Below are 19,625 nucleotides of genomic sequence, written 5' to 3'. Positions count from 1 at the left end.
GTTCCGAAACAATCCCTTGGATCAGGATTGTTCAGATTTCACGGGCCGTATTCACAACTGCAGGATCAAGGTTTTCAAGGGGGGCTGTTGGTCGTTGGAGGGGAAATCCAGGCCCGGGGTCAGCACCTGGCAGTCGCGGACCGGCGCCCGGCTTTTTCCGCACAGCGCAGCACTTGGTCACGCCAATCGTCCATGGCGACTTTTGCCAGGTTGTTGCAGCAGATCAGCACCCCGTCCTCGGCCGTGGCCAGCAGTGCCGGCTTGAGCAGGCTCTGATAGTCACGCAGCAGGTCGACCGTGCCGAACGCACTCTTGGCCCAGGCGGGCGGGTCGAGCAGCACCAGGTCGTATTGGCGCTGCTCCAGGCGTGGATAGCTCGGCAGTTTGTGCCCGCGCCGCTGGGTGATGGGCAGGCCGGCCAATTGGCGAATAGCCGGGAAATAATCGGACTGCACGAATTGCATCTCCGGCAGCGCGGGGTTTAGCGCACCGTTCTCTCGGCCTACTGCCAGGTTGCCTTCGGCGAAGTCCAGGTTGCACACCTCCCGCGCACCGCCGGCCGCAGCACTCAGGCCGACGCCGCAGGTGTAGGCAAAGAGGTTGAGCACGCTTTTGCCGGCGCTGTGTTGCTTGACCCAGCCCCGGGCGTTGCGCAGGTCGAGGAACAGCAGCGGGTCTTGCCCGGCATGGCGGCCGCGGACCCGATAATTCAGGCCCCACTCGTGACCGACCAGGTCTTGCAGGGCCGCGTCTTCAGCGCGGTACACCGTGTCTTCGCGATCGATGCGTGAGTTGCCGCGGGAGCGGTCGTTGTAGACCAGCAGGCTGGGCAGGTCCAAGGCCTGTTCGACCGTGGCATGCAGCTCCAGCAGCGCCTCGCGTTCCAGAGGCTGGTGGAAGCTTTGCACCAGCAGTTGCGGGCCATAGCGGTCGATGGTCAGGCCGCCGGCGCCTTCCTGGCTGCCGTGGAACAGCCGGTAGCAGTCGGTGCCTTGCTGATGCAGCTCGGCGAGCAGGTCCTGGCGATGATCGAGGGCGGCGCGCAGCGCCTGATTCAAGGAAGACATGCGTGGCGCCTTGCGATGGATTGGGCGCGGCAGTTTAACAGCGTCGGCGAGTGGGGCGATGTTTTTGCAGCCCTACAGCCCCATGCGCCGCTTTGCTCGTTGCACCGAACCGTTGCGCACCGCCCAGCGCAGCATCGGCGCACTGCGATTGACGCTGGCGCGAATCAGTTTGCGTTGCAGAGGGCTCTGGGTGATGTCGAGCATGGCGCTGGCCCAATCCGGCAACAGGTCGATACCGGCCTGCATCATCAGGGCGCCGAAGGGCTTGGCCAACTGGCTGGGGGCGGGCGCAGCCAGCAGCAGGCGCAGCACCTCGCGGCTGCGCTCGTCGCACAGCAGTTCGGGGCGCAGGCGTTGCAAGTAGTCGGCCACCTCCCGGCGCGAGCGAGGAACCTCCCGGGCACCCAGGCGTTCGGCAATCAGGGCGATTTCGGCATAGTAACGATCCTGGTCGGCCGCCGATAACTGTGGGTTGCGGTAACGCAGGTGAGCGGCAAGAAAACTGCTGACTTCGGCGACATGCACCCAGGTCAGCAAGTCCGGATCGCTGGCCGCGTAGGGCCGGCCATCGGGGGCCGTGCCGACGATGCGCAAGTGAATGGTGCGCACCTTGTCGATCAGCCATTCGGCGTCCTGGCGCGAACCAAAGGTGGTGCCGGAAATGAACTGGCCGGTACGGCGCAGGCGCCCGAGCATGTCCTGGCGAAAGTTCGAGTGGTCCCAGACACCGGCCAGGGCCAGCGGGTGCAAGGCCTGCATCAGCAGGGCACTGATGCCACCGATCAACATGCTGCTGAAGTCGCCATGCACCTGCCAACTGACCGAGTCCGGGCCGAACAGGCCGGGGTCGCCCTTGGGGTTTTCGAGGTCAAGTTGGCCCAGTGACAGGCCGGACAAACTCATCACCTGGTGTTCGATGCGACTGCGGATGAATTCCATAAGGGTTCGATGCGTGGCTGGAAAAGTAGGCGCGGCTTGCACCGCGCCGCCATCAGATCAGGCGTTCAGGCGTTTGTCGATCAGCCCGTCGACCACGCTCGGGTCGGCCAGGGTCGAGGTGTCACCCAGGGTATCGAGTTCGTTGCAGGCGATCTTGCGCAGGATGCGCCGCATGATTTTGCCCGAACGGGTTTTTGGCAGGGCCGGAGCCCACTGGATCAGGTCCGGTTTGGCGAAGCTGCCGATTTCCCGGCTGACCAGTGCCAGCAGTTCCTTCTTCAGTGCCTCGTCGGGTTCAACGCCCTGCATCGGTGTGACAAAGGCATAGATGCCTTGGCCCTTGACGTCATGGGGGTAGCCCACCACCGCCGCCTCGGCGATGTTGTCGTGCAGCACCAGGGCGCTTTCCACTTCTGCGGTACCGATGCGGTGCCCGGACACATTGATCACGTCGTCAATACGCCCGGTGATCCAGTAGTCCCCATCCTCATCGCGGCGGGCGCCGTCGCCGGTGAAGTAGTAGCCGGGGTAGGGGGCGAAGTAGGTTTCGACCATGCGTTTCGGGTCGCCGTAGACGCTGCGGATCTGCGCCGGCCAACTGGCCTTGATCGCCAGGATGCCGCTGCCGGCGCCCTGGATTTCCTGGCCCTGGTCGTTGAGCAGCACCGGTTGTACGCCAAACATCGGGGTTGAGGCGCAACCGGGTTTGATCCGGGTGCTGCTGACCAGGGGGCTGAGCATGATGCCGCCGGTCTCGGTCTGCCACCAGGTATCGACGATCGGGCAGCGCTGCTGGCCGACGGCATTGAAGTACCACTCCCAGGCTTCCGGGTTGATCGGCTCGCCGACACTGCCCAGCAGGCGCAGGCTGCTGCGCGAGGTTTTTTCCAGCGGCCCGGAGCCTTCACGCATCAGCGCACGCAAGGCGGTGGGCGCGGTGTAGAAAATATTGACTTGGTGCTTGTCCACCACTTCCCAGAAGCGCGAACTGCTGGGGTAGCTGGGCACGCCTTCGAACATCAGGGTGGTGGCGCCATTGGCCAGGGGGCCGTACAGAATGTAGCTGTGCCCGGTGACCCAGCCAACGTCGGCGGTGCACCAGAAGATTTCGCCGTCGCGGTAGTCCAGCACGTACTTGAAGGTCATGGCTGCTTGCAGCAGGTAACCGCCGGTGCTGTGCAGTACGCCCTTGGGTTTGCCGGTGCTGCCGGAGGTATAGAGGATAAACAGCGGGTCTTCGGCGTCCATCGGCTCGGCGGGGCATTGGTCGCTGGCGTCGTTGACTGCCTGTTGGTACCACAGGTCGCGGCCCTGCACCCAGTCCACGGGGTTGTTGGTCCGTGCGACCACCACCACGCTGCTGACATCCGGGCAACTGAGCAGGGCTTTGTCGACGTTGCTCTTCAAGGGCACGAACTTGCCTCCGCGCACGCCTTCATCGGCAGTGATTACGGTCCGGCAGTCGGCATCGCGAATCCGGTCACGCAGGGCTTCGGGTGAGAAGCCACCAAAGACCACCGAGTGCACCGCGCCGATACGGGTGCAGGCGAGCATGGCGTAGGCCGCTTCGGGAATCATTGGCATGTAGATGCACACGCGGTCGCCTTTTTTCACGCCACAGCTTTTCAGTACGTTGGCCAGGCGGCAGACCCGTTGGTGCAGTTCTCGGTAAGTAATGCGCTGGGAGTCGTTTGGGTTGTCACCCTCCCAGATGATCGCAGCCTGATCGCCGCGTTTTTCCAGATGACGGTCGATGCAGTTGTCGCTGACGTTGAGTTGGCCACCGCTGAACCAACTGGCGGCACCGGTGCGCATGTCGTGGCTGTGGACCTGAGTCCAGGGTGTGCTCCAGCGCAGGAAGCGCTTGGCCTGTTCGGCCCAGAAGGTGTCGGGCTGCTCAATCGACTGGCGGTAGAGGCTTTGGTAGTCGTCTTGGCTGAGTTGTGCCGCCTGGCGGACGGCATCGGCGTGTGGAAAACGGCTGATATCGAACATGACGGATCCTTATTCTTGTTTTACGACAAGGCATAAGGGTGCGCAGAAAGGCGGGCAAGGTTCAAGGGGGAGGGTTGCAGGGGGCGGCGGGCCGGCCCCTGCAAAGGCAAAGCGCGGATCAGCCGCGGTGACGACCGCGGAAGTAGTTGATCAAGCCTTGGGTGGACGCATCTTCGGCCGGGGTTTCTTCGCTGCCGGTGAGGCGGCTGTAGACGCCCTTGCCCAGTTCCTTGCCCAGCTCCACGCCCCACTGGTCGAAGGCGTTGATGCCCCAGATCACGCTCTGCACGAAGACTTTGTGTTCGTACATCGCCACCAGCGCGCCCAGGCGCCGCGGGCTGATGCGCTCGACCACCAGGGTGTTGCTCGGACGGTTGCCCGGGATCACCTTGTGCGGTGCAAGTTTCTGCACTTCGTCTTCGCTGAGGCCTTTTTCACGCAGCTCGGCTTCGGCTTCGGCGCGGGTTTTGCCGAGCATCAGCGCCTGGCTTTGCGACAGGCAGTTGGCGTACAGCCATTGGTGGTGATCGGCCACCGGGTTGAAGCTGACGATCGGCACGATGAAGTCGGCCGGGATCAATTGGGTGCCTTGGTGCAGCAACTGGTGGTAAGCGTGCTGGCCGTTGCAGCCGACGCCACCCCAGATCACCGGACCGGTGTCGGTGGACACGGGCGTACCGTCCTGGCGCACGCTCTTGCCGTTGGATTCCATGTCCAACTGCTGCAGGTGCTTGGTGATGTTACGCAGGTAGTGGTCGTACGGCAGGATCGCGTGGGCCTGGGAGCCCCAGAAGTTGCCGTACCACACGCCAAGCAGGGCCAGCAGCACCGGCATGTTCTGTTCGAACGGCGCGCTCTGGAAATGCTGGTCCATGGTGTAGGCGCCGGACAGCAGCTCCTTGAAGTTGGACATGCCGATGGCCAGAGCGATAGGCAGGCCGATGGCCGACCACAGCGAGTAGCGCCCGCCGACCCAGTCCCACATCGGGAAGATGTTCTCTTCGCGAATGCCGAAAGCCACCGCCGCCGCATTGTTGCTGGAAACGGCGATGAAGTGCCGGTACAGCTCGGCTTCTGAACCGCCCTGGGCCAGGTACCAAGCCCGGGCTGCCTGGGCGTTCTTCAGGGTTTCCAGGGTATTGAAGGACTTGGACGAGACGATGAACAAGGTGGTTTCAGCACGAATCTTCGCCGACAGCTCATGGAACTCACTGCCGTCGATGTTCGCCAGGTAGTGGCAGCGCACGCCTTTGTGGGCGTAGGACAACAGCGCCTCGGACACCAGTTCCGGGCCCAGGAAGGAGCCGCCGATGCCGATGTTAACCACGTCGGTGATCGGTTTTTCGCTGTAGCCGCGCCACAGGCCGTCGTGGATGCGGCCGACCAGCTCGGTGATCTGGTTCAGTACCTTGTGCACTTCGGGCATCACGTTGACGCCGTTGACCGACAGCTTGTCGCCCACGGGACGGCGCAGCGCGGTGTGCAGGGCTGGACGCCCTTCGGAGGAGTTCACGGTCTCGCCGGAAAACAGTGCCTTGATCGCATCCTTCAGGCCGACTTCGTCGGCCAGGCCCACCAGCAGGTCGCGGGTTTCGCTGCTGATCAGGTTTTTCGAGTAATCCAGAAACAGCCCACAGCTGCTCAGGCTGAAGTGATGAAAGCGCTGTGGGTCGGCATTAAAGGCCTCGCGCATGCTGAAATCCTGCATGGCTTGGCGGTGGTCATTCAACGCTTGCCAGGCGGGCAGAGCGGTAACGTCGTGAGGAGTGCGGTAGTACGCCATCGCTGCGGTTTTCCTTTTGCTTGAACTGCCTTTTGGACACTGAATAGCCCGGAACGTCCTGCGTGGGGGCAGGGTCCAGGTTCGGTCAACCCTGCGCTGACACGATTCATCACGCAGGGCGATTACAGTAACTCCCGCGTGCCGATCTGTCTTGGCTTTGTCTAACCGCTGGCCAGTACTTTTTTATACCGGTGCAGGCTTCCAGAGCTCCAGGCGGGTTTGCGGATGAAGAAATCGGGGGAAGGGCTCAGGCCAACTGAATAGCAAGCGTGCGGCTGGTGTGGCTCAGTTCGTTGCCGGGGTCCTGTGCAGATGCGCGGCTTGAAGTTGAGCCTGATGGCGTGCCTGAGTGTTCCCGGGGCAGATCCTTGAACGGGGCCTGGCAGTTGTGGCTGCAGGCCCCGGCGGGCGGCAGTTTGCCCGAAGGTGTGACGCCGGGCAATCCGGCGTTTACGCCGGTGTGTCGAGGTTCAGGTGCAGGTTGTCGATCAGCCGTGTGGCGCCCAGGTAGGCGGCCACCAGAATCACCAGGTCGCGATCATCGGCAGTGGCTGGACGCAGGTTCATGGCCTGGCGAATTTCCAGATAGTCCCGACGGAACCCTTGGGCTTCGAGCTGTTGCTGCTGTTCGGCCAAGAGCTTCGGGTAGTCCCGCTCGCCATCGCGAATGGCCTGGGCGATCTGGCTCAGGCTGCGATACAAGGCCGGGGCGATGGCCCGCTGTTCTTCGTTGAGGTAACCGTTGCGTGATGACAGGGCCAGGCCGTCGGCAGCACGCACGGTGGGCTCGCCAATGATCTGGATCGGCAGGTTCAGGTCGTGGGCCAGGGCGCGGATGACCGCCAGTTGCTGGAAGTCCTTCTGGCCGAAGACAGCGAGGTCCGGCTGGACCATGTTGAACAGCTTGCTGACCACCGTGGCCACGCCTTCAAAGTGCCCCGGACGGCTGGCGCCGCACAGGCCTTCGGAGAGCTGGGGCACGCTGACCCGGGTCTGCCCGGCCATGCCATCGGGGTACATCTCTTCAACGCTGGGGGCGAACAGCAAATGGCAGCCTGCTTCCAGCAGCTTTTCCTGGTCGGCAAGCAAGGTGCGCGGATATTTGTCCAAGTCTTCGCCAGCGCCGAATTGCAGCGGGTTGACGAAGATGCTCGCGACCACGAAGTCCACACGCTGGGCGGCCTTGGCCACCAGCGCCGCGTGGCCGCTGTGCAGATTGCCCATGGTGGGCACGAAGCCGATGCGTTTGCCTTCATTGCGCGCACGGGCAACAGCTGCGCGCAGTTCGCGCACGGTTTTTACAGTGTTCATGCGGAAAACCCGTGCTCGACGCCTGGGAAGGTCCCGGCTTTGACTTCAGCGACATACGCGCTGAACGCGGCTTGGATACTGTCTTGGCCTTCCATGAAGTTCTTCACGAATTTTGGCGCACGACCGGTGAGGGACAGCCCCAGCATGTCGTGCATGACCAGCACCTGGCCGTCGGTGGCACTGCCGGCACCGATACCGATCACCGGGATTTTCACCGCTTGGGTAATTTCTGCTGCCAGCTCGCTGGGTACGCATTCCAGCAGGAGCATGGCTGCGCCGGCCTGTTCCAGTGCAATGGCGTCAGCGCGCATCTGCCGCGCCTGGTTTTCATTGCGCCCCTGGACCTTGTAGCCGCCGAGGATGTTCACCGCTTGTGGGGTCAGGCCCATGTGGGCGCACACCGGAACACCGCGCTCGGCCAACAGGCGAATCGACTCCGCCAACCACACGGCACCTTCGACCTTGACCATGTGCGCACCGGCCTGCATCAGCTGGGCGCTGTTGTTCAGCGCTTGTTCGGTGGTGGCGTAGGCCATGAAGGGCAGGTCCGCGAGGATCAGGGCACCCTGGTTGCCGCGTTTCACCGCCGCCACGTGGTAGGCCATGTCGGCAGTGGTCACTGGCAGGGTGCTGTCGTGCCCCTGCAGGACCATGCCCAGGGAGTCGCCCACTAGCAGGACTTCGACGCCAGCCTGGCAGCAGGTGTGGGCGAAGGTCGCGTCATAGCAGGTCAGCATGGTGATCTTTTCACCTTTCTGCTTGAGGCTTTGCAGGGTGGTCAGAGTGATGTCTGGCATGAAAAGGGGTCCTCATTCAGGCGCTTTGGAAACTACTGCGAGTAACGCGCGTGATTCTTCGTTATTCAGGCGCACGGTCTTGTGTCGTGCTTATAGAGCCTGGTTTCAAGCGATGTGCCTCAATGGCAGGCGTTCGGCCTGCGCTGCGTGCACCTGACCCGGTGCTCGGCGCAGCTGTAAACAGCGGGTGCCACCGCCCTTATGCAGCTGTGGATGCCGGTTCTTCCCTGGGGTTGCTACGCCTACACATAGCTTGAATTGCGCCCTGTAACGCCATGACGGCGGCAACGGGACGCCTATAGTCGTGAGGAGAACTCGGGAAGTCAATTAGATGTGTTACCGCCTTGTTACGCCGTGGATGTTACCGCCGTTACTGATGCGATTCAGCTTTCAGGCGAGGCGTTCCAGGCCGACAAATGGGCAGGCAGCAAGCAAATCCTTGAGGTGGCGGCCATCGGCCAGTTGCAGGTTTTCCGGGGCCAGCTCCGCCAGGGGATAGAGGACGAAGGCGCGCGCCTGCATATGGTAGTGGGGGACCTTGAGGCGGGGTTCGTCGATCAGACGATCGCCAAACAGCAAGATGTCCAGGTCGAGGGTTCGCGGTCCCCAGCGTTCAAGGCGCTCGCGGCCTTGATCGTTTTCGATGGCTTGCAGCGCATCGAGCAGTGCCAGGGGCGCGAGGTCGCTGTCCAGGACCGCCACCGCATTGGTGTAGCGCGGCTGGCCGGGCAGCAGGGAGTCGCTTTGATAAAAGGCTGAGGTCCCGACCAATCGGCTTTGCGGCAACTGCGCCAGCGCGTCGATCGCGCTGCGCAGTTGTGCTTCCGGGGCCGCCAGGTTGCTGCCCATGCCGATGTAGATGCGTTCCATCACTTATTCGCCTGATGCACCCGGGGTGCCGGCGGCACGTTTGCGTTTGCTGCCACTGCTGCGGCGACGCTTACGCGGTGCGCCGCTGGCGCCTTCGTCCTTGCCGCTGAGGTCGCGGATCATGTCCCGGCGCCCGGCTTCGTTGGCGTCCTGGTAGTCGGTCCACCATTCACCCAGGCCGTCGGTCTGCTCGCCGGCGCTTTCGCGCAGCAGCAGGAAGTCGTAGCCAGCGCGGAAACGCGGGTTGTCCAGCAACTGGTCGGCCCGTTTGCCGCTGCGCCGCGGCAGGCGCTCCTGCATGTCCCAGATCTCGCGGATCGGCATGGTAAAACGCTTGGGGATGGCGATGCGTTGGCATTGCTCGGCGATCAGTTCGTGAGCCGCTTCCTGCATGGCCGGGATCGGCGGCATGCCGCGTTCCTGCAGGCGCAGTACGCGAGTCGGCAGGGCGGGCCAGAGCAGGGCCGCGAACAGGAAGGCCGGTGTTACCGGTTTGTTCTGCTTGATGCGCAGGTCGGTGTTGGCCAGGGCTTCGCTGATCAGGGTGTGGGTGTACGTCGGGTTGTGCTCCAGCGCCTCGGCACTGGCCGGGAACAGCGGATCGAACAGTTGCAGGTCCACCAGCATTTCGAAGGTGTCGGCGGCATGCCCCGAAAGGAACAGCTTGAGAACTTCTTCGAACAGGCGCGCCGAAGGAATTTCCCGCAGCATGGGCGCCAGTTCACGAATCGGCGTGGCGGTGTGTTTCTCGATGCCGAAATCCAGCTTGGCGGCGAAACGCACGGCCCGCAGCATACGCACCGGGTCTTCCTGGTAACGCTGACGTGGGTCGCCAATCAGGCGCACCAGATGATTGCGGATGTCGTGCACGCCGTTGGCGTAGTCGAGAATGCGCTCGCTGACCGGGTCGTAATAGAGGGCGTTGATGGTGAAGTCGCGGCGCTGGGCGTCCTCTTCGAGGGTGCCGTAGACATTGTCCCGCAGAATGCGCCCGCTCTCGTTGCGCGAGGACTGGTTGCTGTCCTCCTCGTCTTCGTTCTGCGGGTGATTGGCGCGGAAGGTCGCGACTTCGATGATTTCTCGACCAAAGTGGATGTGCACCAGTTTGAAACGACGACCGATGATGCGCGCGTTACGAAACTCGGCCCGCACTTGCTCCGGCGTGGCGCTGGTGGCGACGTCGAAATCCTTGGGGGTGATATTGAGCAGCATGTCGCGCACGCAACCGCCGACCAGGTAGGCCTGGTAGCCGGCGTTCTGCAGGCGCTCGACGATATTCACCGCATAACGGCTGAACTGGGCGCGCTGCAGCGAATGTTGGCTGCTATTAAGCACTTCAGGCGTGCTGCGTGGGTGTTGCGTACGACGCAAGGGAGAACGGAATGACTGGAACAACTTCTTCAGCATGGGATGCACTGTTTGAAGGAATGTTCGGCCAAAACGAAGAATGACCGCATGATGGGCGGGGATTCTAGCATTTAGTCAGAGGATGGTGTAGGAAGCTGCGGCGAGTTGTGCGGGGCGTCTGAAAGGGCCGTGTTACCTGGCGTTCAGAGCTTATGGGGGGGAGTTGCGTGAATGACGGAAACTACAAGGGGAGCCGAAGCTCCCCCAGAAGTAGTTGCGTGCTCTATTTTTATTATTGGTTTCGGGCTTCTTGTTTTTGTTAAACGCCCTTGTCACCCGGTTAACCCGAAGTGACCCTCCCAATCGGGAGCCAAGAGCAAACGGATTGCTTTGATCGCTGTGTTGCAATGATCTATCGATCCAACCAGTTCAGGCTCTGTCTTAGGACAGTTTTTGTTGTTCTCGGCCTGGTTGTGGGGCTAGCCCCAAGTACAACGCCTCTCCAAAAGAATCAGTTAGCTGCGCCTCCGCCGTGTTGTTTTTATTGTGCGTGAGTCGATTCGTCTTATTTTTATTGTCTTGTGCATTGCTTGTTATTGTTTTTGTACTAAGCATATAGCAGATGCCGTGCCAACTTTTTCAAAGCCCAGTAAAACAAGGGGTTAGGGCTAAGAGGGGGTGTTTTGCAGGGCAAAAAAAACCGGGGCTTCGTTACCTTTAGCCCCGGCTTTTGTTACGTGGAATGTTGTGGGTAACAGTTTTTTGCAAAAAATCGAGTGTTACCCACACTCCGGACAGCCCCCATTCAGCTTTCGCTGGCCACCCCGGTCTTGCGCCGTGGAATGCCCAGGCGCTGACGTCGTTCCCACAGGCACTTGCGGCTGACGCCTAGTTTGCGCGCCAGCTCGGTCTCGGTCATGTGGTCCTGATGCTCAAGGACGAAGTGCTGGAAGTAGTCTTCCAGGGACAGGTCTTCGGTGGGTTCGTGGCTGGTGTTACCGGCTTGCGGTGCCAGGCCGATGAACTCCTCGTCCTCCAGATCGCTCAGCTCGATGTCGATGCCCAGCAAGTCGGCGGAGATTTCCGGGCTTTCGCACAGGATGACCGCACGCTCCACCGCGTTCTCCAGTTCGCGCACGTTACCGGGCCAGGAGTAGTGGCGGATCGCCTGTTCGGCATCGGCCGCAAATTTCAGGTCGGTACGGCCTACGCGAGCACTTTGGCGTGCAAGGAAGGCATTGGCGATCTCGTTGACGTCGGCGCCGCGCTCACGCAGGGCTGGCAGTTTCAAGGCGATCACATGCAGCCGGTAAAAAAGGTCTTCGCGGAACTGGCCGATCTTCGACAGGCTCTTCAAGTCCCGGTGAGTTGCCGCAATCAGGCGCACGTCGACTTTCTGCGACTGCACCGAGCCCACCCGACGAATTTCGCCTTCCTGCAGCACCCGCAGCAGGCGGGCCTGGGCTTCCAGGGGCAGTTCGCCGATTTCATCGAGGAACAGGGTGCCGCCGTCCGCCGCTTCGACCAAGCCGGCGCGGCCGGCACTGGCACCGGTAAACGCGCCTTTTTCATGGCCGAACAGTTCGGACTCGATCAGGGTTTCCGGAATGGCCGCGCAGTTCACCGAAATCATCGGTGCCTTGGCGCGTTTGGACAGGTTGTGCAGGGCGCGAGCCACCAGTTCCTTCCCGGTGCCCGACTCGCCCTGGATCAGCACATTGGAGTCGGTGGGCGCCACTTTTCGGATCTTGCTGTACAGGTCCTGCATCGGTGGGCAGGAGCCGATGATGCCGATCTCGCCGTTGCTGTTGTTGGCACCGGCCTTGTCGGCGGTGTTGGCGGCCTTGCCTGCCGGGCGTTCGGCCGGATTGCTCTCGGCGCTTTGCCGGTCACGCAGGATGCGCGCTACGGCCTGGAGCATCTCGTCGTGGTCGAACGGCTTGGCGATGTAATCCACCGCGCCCATTTTCATCGAGTCCACGGCCGAGCGCAGGCTGGCATAGCTGGTCATGATCAGCACCGGCGTGCCTTCGCCGAGTTTGATCAGCTCGGTGCCGGGGGCACCGGGAAGACGCAGGTCACTGACAATCAGGTCGAAGGTGGGGATGCTGAAGCGCTCCTGTGCTTCCTGCACCGAGCCGGCTTCGCTCACTTGATACTGGTTACGCTCCAGCAGGCGACGCAAGGCAGAGCGGATGATGGTTTCGTCTTCGACGATCAGAATATGCGGCATTGATTCAATTCTCTCGACGGTCTCAGTTCACAGCGGACGTCGCTTCGACATGACGCGGTAAGGTCACCCGAATACGGGTGCCGCGTTGGCTGTGTGGATCAGCCGGGCTGTCGATGGTGATTTGTCCATAATGCTCTTCAACGATGGAATAGACCAGTGCAAGGCCCAGTCCGGTGCCTTCGCCAGGGTCCTTGGTGGTGAAGAAGGGTTCGAACAATCGGTCCATGATGTTCTTCGGAATGCCACTGCCTTCGTCCTCCACAATCAGGTCGACCGTGTGTTCGAAAGCCTCGCTCTTGACCCGTACCGCGCTGCCCGCCGGTGAGGCGTCGCGAGCGTTGGACAACAAGTTGATCAGCACCTGGGCGAGCCGTTGCGGATCACCATCGACCCAGTGGTCGGGATCGCACAGGTTGAAAAACTGCACTTCAAAATTGCGCCGGTTCAGGGCCAGCAGACCAATGGCATCTTGGGCGACCTCGGCCAGGCACACCGCTTCGTCATTGTGTTGATGGCTGCCGGCATGGGCGAAGCTCATCAGCGACTGAACGATGCGGGATATGCGCTTGGTCTGCTCGAGGATCTGCCCGCTGATTTCGGTGAGTTCGCCGTCGTCCTCGCGTTCTTCCCGCAGGTTTTGCGCCAGGCAGGCAATGCCGGTCACCGGGTTGCCGATTTCGTGGGCCACCCCGGCGGCTAGGCGGCCAATGCTCGCCAGGCGTTCAGAGTGCACCAGTTTGTCTTCGAGCATTTGGGTTTCGGTGAGGTCTTCCACCAGCAGTACCAGGCCGCTGTTACCCGGTGCCAGGGGCTCGTCGATCGCAGCTTTGTGCAGGTTCAGCCAGCGGGTCTGGCCGTCGAGGGCCAAGTGCTGCTTGTGCAAGTGTTCATCGGGCAGGTTGATAAAACCTTGCAACAGTTCTTTCCAGGGGTTGGCGATGGTGATCAGGCGCGAGCCGACCACGTGCTGGGCCGGGATCCCGGTCAGCTCCTCCATGGCTTTGTTCCACATGAGGATTTCCTGGTCCTTGGCCAGGGAACAGACGCCCATGGGCAGTTCCTGCAGGGTTTGCCGGTGGTAGCGGCGCAGGGCGTCGAGTTCTGCGGCCAGGCCGGTGAGGCGCGAGTGGTAGTCCTCCAGCCGGCTTTCGATGAAGTGGATGTCCTCGGTGACGTAGTTTTCGCCGCCTGCCTTATAAGGCAGGAAGGTTTCCACCATGTCCTGGGCGACGCTTGGGCCCATCAGCCCCGAGAGATTGGCCTCGATGCGGTCACGCAGGCGGCGCAAGGCATAAGGCCGGCGTTCATCGAAGGGCAGGTACAGGTCGCGCAGCGCTTGCTCGACTTCTTTTTGCGCAGCCTTGGCACCCAGGGGCTTGGCCAACTGGGTGGCGAACTCTTGAGGTGACGCCGCATGCAGTTCCCGGCGTTGTGGCCTGCGCACGTTGTCCACCGCGCAGGCTTCGGCAGCACTGGCTTCCTCGGCACTGGCGTTGGTGAACAGTGAGATCAGGGTGAACATCAGCACGTTGGCGGCTAGCGAGGCGATGGCCGCCATGTGCCAACTGGTGTCGTCGAGCACGTAGATCATGTTCAGCAGGGGGATATAGAAGCCCTGCAGGTTACCGATCAGCGGCAGCAGCATGGTCACCAGCCAGACCAGCACCCCCGCCAGCAAGCCGGCGATAAAACCCCGGCGGTTGGCGGTCGGCCAGTAGAGCACCGAAAGCACGCCTGGAAGGAATTGCAGGGTGGCGACGAAGGCGACGATGCCCAGGTTGGCCAGGTCCTGCTCGGCCCCCAGCAACAGGTAAAAGCCATAGCCGGCCATGATGATGGCGACGATCAGCGCGCGGCGGGTCCACTTCAGCCAGCGATAGATGTTGCCCTCTGCCGGCGGCTGGTACAGCGGCAGCACCAGGTGGTTGAGGGCCATGCCCGACAAGGCCAGGGTGGTGACGATGATCAAGCCGCTGGCCGCCGACAGGCCGCCGACATAGGCCAGCAACGCCAGGGCCTTGCTGTTGGCGGCAATGCCGATGCCGAGGGTGAAGTATTCGGGGTTGGTGGTGGCGCCCAGCTTCAGCCCGGCCCAGAGAATCAGCGGCACCGCCAGGCTCATCAGCAGCAGGAACAACGGCAGCCCCCAACTGGCGCTGACCAGGGCGCGGGGGTTGAGGTTTTCGGTGAAGGTCATGTGATACATGTGCGGCATCACGATCGCCGAGGCGAAGAACACCAGCAGCAGGGTGCGCCACGGACCTTCCTGCAACGGCGTGTGCAGGGCGGCGAGGGCCGTCTGGTTTTGCAGCAGCCACAGTTCCAGCTGTTGCGGGCCGTCGAAGACGCCATACAAGGCATAGAGGCCGACACCGCCGATGGCGATCAGCTTGATCACCGATTCGAAGGCAATGGCGAAGACCAGGCCTTCGTGCTTTTCCCGGGTGGCGATATGCCGTGAGCCGAAGAAGATAGTGAACAGGGTGATCAGCGCGCAAAAGCTCAAGGCCACCCGGTGCTGCACCGGTTCATGGGTCAGGATGCTGATGGAGTCGGCCACCGCCTGGATCTGCAAGGCCAACAACGGCAAGACCCCCACCAACATGAAGATAGTGGTCAGGGCACCGGCCCAAGTGCTGCGAAAGCGGAAGGCGAACAGGTCGGCCAGGGAAGACAGCTGGTAGGTGCGGGTGATCTTGAGGATCGGGTAGAGCAGCACTGGCGCCAGCAGAAAGGCCCCGGAGACCCCGAGGTAGCTGGAGAGGAAACCGTAGCCGTACTGATAGGCCAGCCCGACCGTGCCATAGAACGCCCAGGCGCTGGCGTAGACCCCCAGCGACAGGGTGTAGGTCAGCGGGTGGCGAATGATCGAGCGCGGGATCATGCCGCGTTCGCTGATCCAGGCCACCCCGAACAGCACCAGCAGGTAGGCGGCGCTGATCAGGATCATCTGGGTCAGGCTAAAGCTCATCGGCATCTTTTTGGCTCTGCAGGATAAAGGTCACGACGATCAGAATCAGCCAGAGCAGATACGGGCGATACCAGGCGCCTGTAGCATCGATCCACCAATCCATGATGGCGGGGGAGAACAGATAGATCCCCACTACCAGGAGCAGGACCAAGCGATAGATGTACATCTCGGCCTCTCTTTATTGTGTGCGTGCCCGAAAACGTGCGGCGATGGTAACGGATGGGCGCCAAGCTGCAAGGGGCGTCAGCGTATTTGCGCTTCGGGGATGCTCAGTGTGCGTGGAATCTGCGTGGGGGCCCAATGGGCGATGCCCCAACCGAGGACTTCCCGGGGGCTGGCGCCCTCCAGTTCGGGCCCCGGGTTTTGCCCAAGGGCGCGCAGGGCCCTGAGTAACAGTGGGGTGGCTTGGTCTTGCGCCAGCGGCGGCGAGCGGTAGGACTTGCCCAGTTTGTTGCCATCCGGCTGGGTAATCAGCGGCAGGTGCAGGTAGCGCGGTTGCGGCAACCCCAGCAGCTCTTGCAGGTACAGCTGGCGGGGCGTGGAATCGAGCAGGTCGGCCCCGCGCACGATATCGGTAACACCTTGCCAGGCGTCATCCAGCACCACCGCCAATTGATAAGCATAGAGACCATCGCGACGGCGAATCACGAAGTCCCCGACTTCCCGGCCCAGGTGTTGGCGGTACTCGCCCTGTACCCGGTCCTGGAAGTGGTAATCGAGTTCCGGTACCCGCAGGCGGATCGCCGCGCCGTCCTGAGCGTGCCCGAGGTTACGGCACAGCCCTGGGTAGATGCCCTGGTAGGGCTCCAGTTGTTTGCGCGAACAGGTACACGCGTAGGCCAGGCCGTGGTTGAACAGGCGATTGAGCACCTCGGCGTAGGCGTCGTGGCGTTCGCTTTGGCGGACCATCTCGCCGTCCCACTCAAAACCGTAGCGTTCCAGGGCATTGAGGATCGCCGACTGGGCACCGGGTTCTTCACGGGGTGGGTCGAGGTCTTCCATGCGCAACAGCCAGCGGCCGCCCACGGCGCGGGCATCGAGGTAGGACGCAAGGGCCGCCACCAGGGAGCCGAAATGCAAGTGGCCGCTGGGCGTGGGGGCGAAGCGCCCGATGTATGAAGGGGATGTGGAGGCTGTCATGGGGGCGGATGCTATGGGGTCTGGCCCCGGCGTGACAAGCGTGTCGGGGGGATTGCCGTGGCGGGCAAGCTTGCTCCAGCAGGGGAAGGCAAGGATGGCAGAAACAAAAACGGAGCGTTTTCACGCTCCGTTCTGTGTTCAAGGCGGCGATTACTTGCCGACTTGTTTTTCCTTGATTTCCGCCAAGGTCTTGCAGTCGACGCACATGTCGGCGGTAGGACGGGCTTCCAGACGGCGGATGCCGATCTCGACGCCACAGGATTCGCACCAGCCGTATTCTTCGTCTTCGATCAATTGCAGGGTCTTGTCGATCTTCTTGATCAACTTGCGCTCGCGGTCGCGGGCACGCAGCTCAAGGCTGAACTCTTCTTCCTGGCTAGCACGGTCGGCCGGGTCGGGAAAGTTGGCTGCTTCGTCTTTCATGTGGTCAACAGTGCGGTCGACTTCCTGCATCAAGTCCTGTTTCCACTTGTTCAGGATCTTGGTGAAGTGCTCGCGCATGGGTTTGCCCATGTACTCTTCGCCTGCCGTTTCAACATAAGGTTCGAAACCGCTGATCGATTGATTCTGTTGCTTTGCTTGGGTGGGCATGAATGGACCGCCTCTACTCTTGTAATCCATTGCGCAGGATTGCTCCATCTCCGACACTTGCCGGCCCTGCGGCTGCAAGCGGGCGAACTTACCAGATCAAATCCGAGCGCGCTACTCCCGGTTGTCGAGCCTGCGCCTGCCGTGGCCCGGGAAAACGGGCAAAGGCCGATCCGATAAGTTGATGGGTCTGATCAAACGTTGATTTTAGTCAAACTTGATCCAAGTGTTGAGGTTCCTCAGCTCCAGCAAACCGAGGGCTCTGATTGCTTTTGGTTCTCGGGAGTTCCATGGGGTGGGTAGAATCGGTGTTTTGCTCCCTCAATGTAAGGAAGGCTAATGGCTCTGCCCTACAGTGCGCGCAGCCGCGCTATCGAACCGTTCCATGTCATGGCCTTGCTGGCCCGCGCCAATGAATTGCAGGCGGCGGGTCATGACGTTATCCACCTGGAGATCGGCGAGCCAGACTTCACCACCGCCGAGCCGATTATCCAGGCTGGCCAGTCTGCGCTGACGGCGGGCAAGACCCGTTACACCGCAGCCCGCGGGATTCCCGAACTGCGCACGGCGATCTCGGGTTTCTATCAGCAACGCTACGGCCTGGACATCGACCCTGAGCGAATTCTGATCACCCCGGGTGGTTCCGGTGCGCTGCTGCTGGCCAGCAGCCTGCTGGTGGACCCGGGCAAACACTGGCTGCTGGCGGACCCGGGCTACCCCTGCAATCGGCACTTCCTGCGCCTGGTGGAAGGGGCGGCACAACTGGTGCCGGTGGGCCCCGATGTGCGTTATCAACTGACCCCGGATTTGGTCGCGCGCTATTGGGACCAGGACAGCGTGGGTGCCTTGGTAGCGTCTCCCGCGAACCCGACCGGGACCATCCAGACCCGCGATGAGCTGGCCGGCTTGTCCGCCGCCATCAAGGCGCGCAACGGTCATTTGGTGGTGGACGAGATCTACCACGGCCTGACTTACGGCACCGATGCGGCCAGCGTGCTGGAAGTCGATGACAGTGCCTTTGTCCTTAATAGTTTCTCAAAATATTTCGGCATGACCGGTTGGCGCCTTGGTTGGCTGGTGGCGCCACCGGAAGCGGTGGGTGAACTGGAGAAGTTGGCGCAGAACCTCTACATCAGCGCGCCGAGCATGGCCCAATACGCGGCCTTGGCCTGCTTTGAGCCGGCCACCCTGAGTATTCTTGAAGAGCGTCGGGCCGAATTCGGTCGTCGTCGTGATTTCCTGCTGCCGGCCCTGCGAGAGCTAGGGTTCGGCATCGCCGTGGAGCCTGAAGGCGCGTTTTACTTGTATGCCGATATCAGTGCCTTTGGCGGCGATGCTTTTGCCTTCTGTCGGCATTTCCTGGAAACCGAGCACCTGGCCTTCACGCCGGGCCTGGACTTTGGCCGGCATCAAGCCGGGCACCATGTGCGCTTTGCCTACACCCAAAGCCTGCCGCGACTCCAGGAAGCGGTTGAGCGGATCGCCCGTGGCTTGCGGAGCTGGCAAGCTGATGCGTTTCCATCCTCCTCTCGAAGAAGGGCGCTTGTTGCGTCGCTACAAGCGTTTCCTGGCGGATATCGAGACCGCCAGCGGTGAGTTGCTGACCATTCACTGCCCCAACACCGGCTCGATGTTCAATTGCATGGTCGAGGGCGGGCAGGTCTGGTTCAGTCGCTCCAATGACCCCAAGCGCAAATTGCCGGGCACCTGGGAAATCAGCGAAACCCCACAAGGCCGGCTGGCATGCGTTAACACGGCGCGGGCCAATGCCTTGGTCGAAGAGGCGCTACGGGCTGGCCTGATCACCGAGCTCAACGGGTTTGTCGGGCTCAAGCGGGAAGTGCCTTACGGCCAGGAAAACAGTCGTATTGATTTCCGCCTGGACTTCCCCGACGGCCCGGCCTTTGTCGAAGTCAAAAGCGTCACCCTCGGGTTTGCGGAGTCGGCAGTTGCAGCCTTTCCGGATGCCGTGACCCAGCGCGGCGCCAAGCACCTGCGTGAGCTGGCCTCTCTGGCCCGGGAGGGCGTGCGTGCCGTGCAGTTGTACTGCGTCAACCTGACGGGCATCGAGGCGGTGCGGCCGGCGGTGGAGATCGACCCGGGTTATGCCGCCGCCCTGCGAGAAGCTGTGGCCGCCGGTGTTGAAGTGCTGGCTTACGGCGTGCGCCTGACGCCTGAGGAAGTCTGCATCGAGCGTCGGCTCGAGGTGCTGCTCGACGTTTAAAGTTCGACCCAGATTCCCTGGCGGTCTTCGCGGCATTCAAGACTGCTCAGGGCCTGCCCGGCGCACGGGCCTGAGACGCACTCACCGTCTTCGATCAAGAACAATGCACCGTGGGTGGCGCACTGGATCAGGCTGGCACTGGCGTCGAGGAATTGATCGGCCTGCCACTCCAGGGCCACCCCGCGATGGGGGCAACGGTTGAGGTAGACGTACACCTGGCTTTGGCGGCGCACAGCGAAGAGCTTCACGCCGTCGAGTTCAAAACCTCGGCTGCAGCCTTCGGGCAGGTGGTCTGGGGGGCAAAGCAACTTCATGTCTGTCCTTGGTCCGGAGGCTCTAGGCTCGGGTTGTGGTGAATAT

The 19,625-nt window shown here is 62.0% G+C and carries 14 protein-coding genes and 2 pseudogenes; 2 read left to right on the top strand and 14 right to left on the bottom strand.

The window, feature by feature from the left end; genetic code table 11:
* Positions 1-51: 51 nt before the first annotated feature.
* The 13 genes and pseudogenes from M1B34_RS09075 to dksA all read right to left on the bottom strand — a co-directional run bounded on the left by M1B34_RS09075 (position 52) and on the right by dksA (position 17,044).
* A pseudogene (locus M1B34_RS09075) lies at positions 52-1,067 on the bottom strand (class I SAM-dependent rRNA methyltransferase).
* Between the two features lie 72 nt (positions 1,068-1,139).
* Positions 1,140-2,006 (bottom strand): oxygenase MpaB family protein, encoded by an 867-nt coding sequence (locus M1B34_RS09070; RefSeq protein ID WP_123334942.1) that lies wholly within the window; start codon positions 2,004-2,006, stop codon positions 1,140-1,142.
* A 57-nt stretch (positions 2,007-2,063) separates the two neighbouring features.
* Positions 2,064-4,001, bottom strand: coding sequence for an acetate--CoA ligase (acs, locus tag M1B34_RS09065; protein ID WP_268264902.1), 1,938 nt, complete (start codon positions 3,999-4,001; stop codon positions 2,064-2,066).
* 118 nt (positions 4,002-4,119) lie between these two features.
* Positions 4,120-5,784 carry a glucose-6-phosphate isomerase gene (gene pgi, locus M1B34_RS09060; RefSeq protein WP_123334947.1) on the bottom strand — a complete coding sequence of 555 codons (1,665 nt, stop codon included), beginning with the start codon at positions 5,782-5,784 and terminating at the stop codon, positions 4,120-4,122.
* A gap of 450 nt (positions 5,785-6,234) precedes the next feature.
* Positions 6,235-7,095 (bottom strand): pantoate--beta-alanine ligase, encoded by an 861-nt coding sequence (gene panC / locus M1B34_RS09055; RefSeq protein ID WP_123334948.1) that lies wholly within the window; start codon positions 7,093-7,095, stop codon positions 6,235-6,237.
* Entirely contained in the window at positions 7,092-7,892 is an 801-nt protein-coding gene (panB, locus tag M1B34_RS09050) for a 3-methyl-2-oxobutanoate hydroxymethyltransferase (RefSeq protein WP_123334950.1), read from the bottom strand. The genes panC and panB overlap by 4 nt, the downstream gene beginning before the upstream one ends.
* A 390-nt stretch (positions 7,893-8,282) precedes the next feature.
* Complete coding sequence (gene folK / locus M1B34_RS09045) at positions 8,283-8,762, bottom strand: 2-amino-4-hydroxy-6-hydroxymethyldihydropteridine diphosphokinase (protein ID WP_268264901.1); 480 nt, start codon at positions 8,760-8,762, stop codon at positions 8,283-8,285.
* A 3-nt stretch (positions 8,763-8,765) separates the two neighbouring features.
* Positions 8,766-10,169, bottom strand: a complete 1,404-nt coding sequence (locus tag M1B34_RS09040; protein ID WP_268264900.1) for a polynucleotide adenylyltransferase PcnB — start codon at positions 10,167-10,169, stop codon at positions 8,766-8,768.
* Between the two features lie 745 nt (positions 10,170-10,914).
* The gene (locus tag M1B34_RS09035) at positions 10,915-12,342 is read right to left on the bottom strand and encodes a sigma-54-dependent transcriptional regulator (RefSeq protein ID WP_123334957.1); all 1,428 of its coding nucleotides are present in this window, start codon (positions 12,340-12,342) and stop codon (positions 10,915-10,917) included.
* Positions 12,343-12,364: 22 nt separating this feature from the next.
* Entirely contained in the window at positions 12,365-15,319 is a 2,955-nt protein-coding gene (locus M1B34_RS09030) for a sensor histidine kinase (protein ID WP_185039332.1), read from the bottom strand.
* Positions 15,303-15,479: a hypothetical protein gene (locus tag M1B34_RS09025; protein ID WP_003176118.1), complete on the bottom strand. Its 177-nt coding sequence runs from the start codon at positions 15,477-15,479 to the stop codon at positions 15,303-15,305. The genes M1B34_RS09030 and M1B34_RS09025 overlap by 17 nt, the downstream gene beginning before the upstream one ends.
* Before the next feature lie 77 nt (positions 15,480-15,556).
* On the bottom strand, positions 15,557-16,453 hold the full coding sequence (gluQRS, locus tag M1B34_RS09020; RefSeq protein ID WP_268264899.1) for a tRNA glutamyl-Q(34) synthetase GluQRS: 897 nt from the start codon (positions 16,451-16,453) through the stop codon (positions 15,557-15,559).
* Between the two features lie 150 nt (positions 16,454-16,603).
* On the bottom strand, positions 16,604-17,044 hold the full coding sequence (gene dksA, locus M1B34_RS09015) for an RNA polymerase-binding protein DksA (protein ID WP_007924645.1): 441 nt from the start codon (positions 17,042-17,044) through the stop codon (positions 16,604-16,606).
* A gap of 336 nt (positions 17,045-17,380) precedes the next feature.
* On the opposite strand from dksA, the pseudogene M1B34_RS09010 reads away from it, so the two are divergent.
* A pseudogene (locus M1B34_RS09010) lies at positions 17,381-18,547 on the top strand (pyridoxal phosphate-dependent aminotransferase); the annotation flags it as partial.
* 4 nt (positions 18,548-18,551) lie between these two features.
* Entirely contained in the window at positions 18,552-19,265 is a 714-nt protein-coding gene (gene sfsA / locus M1B34_RS09005) for a DNA/RNA nuclease SfsA (protein WP_268264898.1), read from the top strand.
* Here the strand turns inward: sfsA and M1B34_RS09000 are convergent.
* Positions 19,262-19,579 (bottom strand): Rieske (2Fe-2S) protein, encoded by a 318-nt coding sequence (locus tag M1B34_RS09000; RefSeq protein WP_123334967.1) that lies wholly within the window; start codon positions 19,577-19,579, stop codon positions 19,262-19,264. The two genes, sfsA and M1B34_RS09000, sit on opposite strands and share 4 nt — an antisense overlap.
* Positions 19,580-19,625: the final 46 nt, after the last annotated feature.

Source organism: Pseudomonas morbosilactucae (assembly GCF_023241715.1).
Classification (GTDB): domain Bacteria; phylum Pseudomonadota; class Gammaproteobacteria; order Pseudomonadales; family Pseudomonadaceae; genus Aquipseudomonas; species Aquipseudomonas morbosilactucae.
Note: the sequence above shows the minus strand (reverse complement) of the source record. Positions and strands in the feature narration are given on the sequence as shown.

What these genes read in the sequence shown, in the direction of transcription:
- M1B34_RS09070 (WP_123334942.1), bottom strand. Translation starts at nt 2,006, where the DNA reads ATGGAATTCATCCGCAGTCGCATCGAACACCAGGTGATGAGTTTGTCC.
- acs (WP_268264902.1), bottom strand. Translation starts at nt 4,001, where the DNA reads ATGTTCGATATCAGCCGTTTTCCACACGCCGATGCCGTCCGCCAGGCG.
- pgi (WP_123334947.1), bottom strand. Translation starts at nt 5,784, where the DNA reads ATGGCGTACTACCGCACTCCTCACGACGTTACCGCTCTGCCCGCCTGG.
- panC (WP_123334948.1), bottom strand. Translation starts at nt 7,095, where the DNA reads ATGAACACTGTAAAAACCGTGCGCGAACTGCGCGCAGCTGTTGCCCGT.
- panB (WP_123334950.1), bottom strand. Translation starts at nt 7,892, where the DNA reads ATGCCAGACATCACTCTGACCACCCTGCAAAGCCTCAAGCAGAAAGGT.
- folK (WP_268264901.1), bottom strand. Translation starts at nt 8,762, where the DNA reads ATGGAACGCATCTACATCGGCATGGGCAGCAACCTGGCGGCCCCGGAA.
- M1B34_RS09040 (WP_268264900.1), bottom strand. Translation starts at nt 10,169, where the DNA reads ATGCTGAAGAAGTTGTTCCAGTCATTCCGTTCTCCCTTGCGTCGTACG.
- M1B34_RS09035 (WP_123334957.1), bottom strand. Translation starts at nt 12,342, where the DNA reads ATGCCGCATATTCTGATCGTCGAAGACGAAACCATCATCCGCTCTGCC.
- M1B34_RS09030 (WP_185039332.1), bottom strand. Translation starts at nt 15,319, where the DNA reads ATGCCGATGAGCTTTAGCCTGACCCAGATGATCCTGATCAGCGCCGCC.
- M1B34_RS09025 (WP_003176118.1), bottom strand. Translation starts at nt 15,479, where the DNA reads ATGTACATCTATCGCTTGGTCCTGCTCCTGGTAGTGGGGATCTATCTG.
- gluQRS (WP_268264899.1), bottom strand. Translation starts at nt 16,453, where the DNA reads ATGACAGCCTCCACATCCCCTTCATACATCGGGCGCTTCGCCCCCACG.
- dksA (WP_007924645.1), bottom strand. Translation starts at nt 17,044, where the DNA reads ATGCCCACCCAAGCAAAGCAACAGAATCAATCGATCAGCGGTTTCGAA.
- sfsA (WP_268264898.1), top strand. Translation starts at nt 18,552, where the DNA reads ATGCGTTTCCATCCTCCTCTCGAAGAAGGGCGCTTGTTGCGTCGCTAC.
- M1B34_RS09000 (WP_123334967.1), bottom strand. Translation starts at nt 19,579, where the DNA reads ATGAAGTTGCTTTGCCCCCCAGACCACCTGCCCGAAGGCTGCAGCCGA.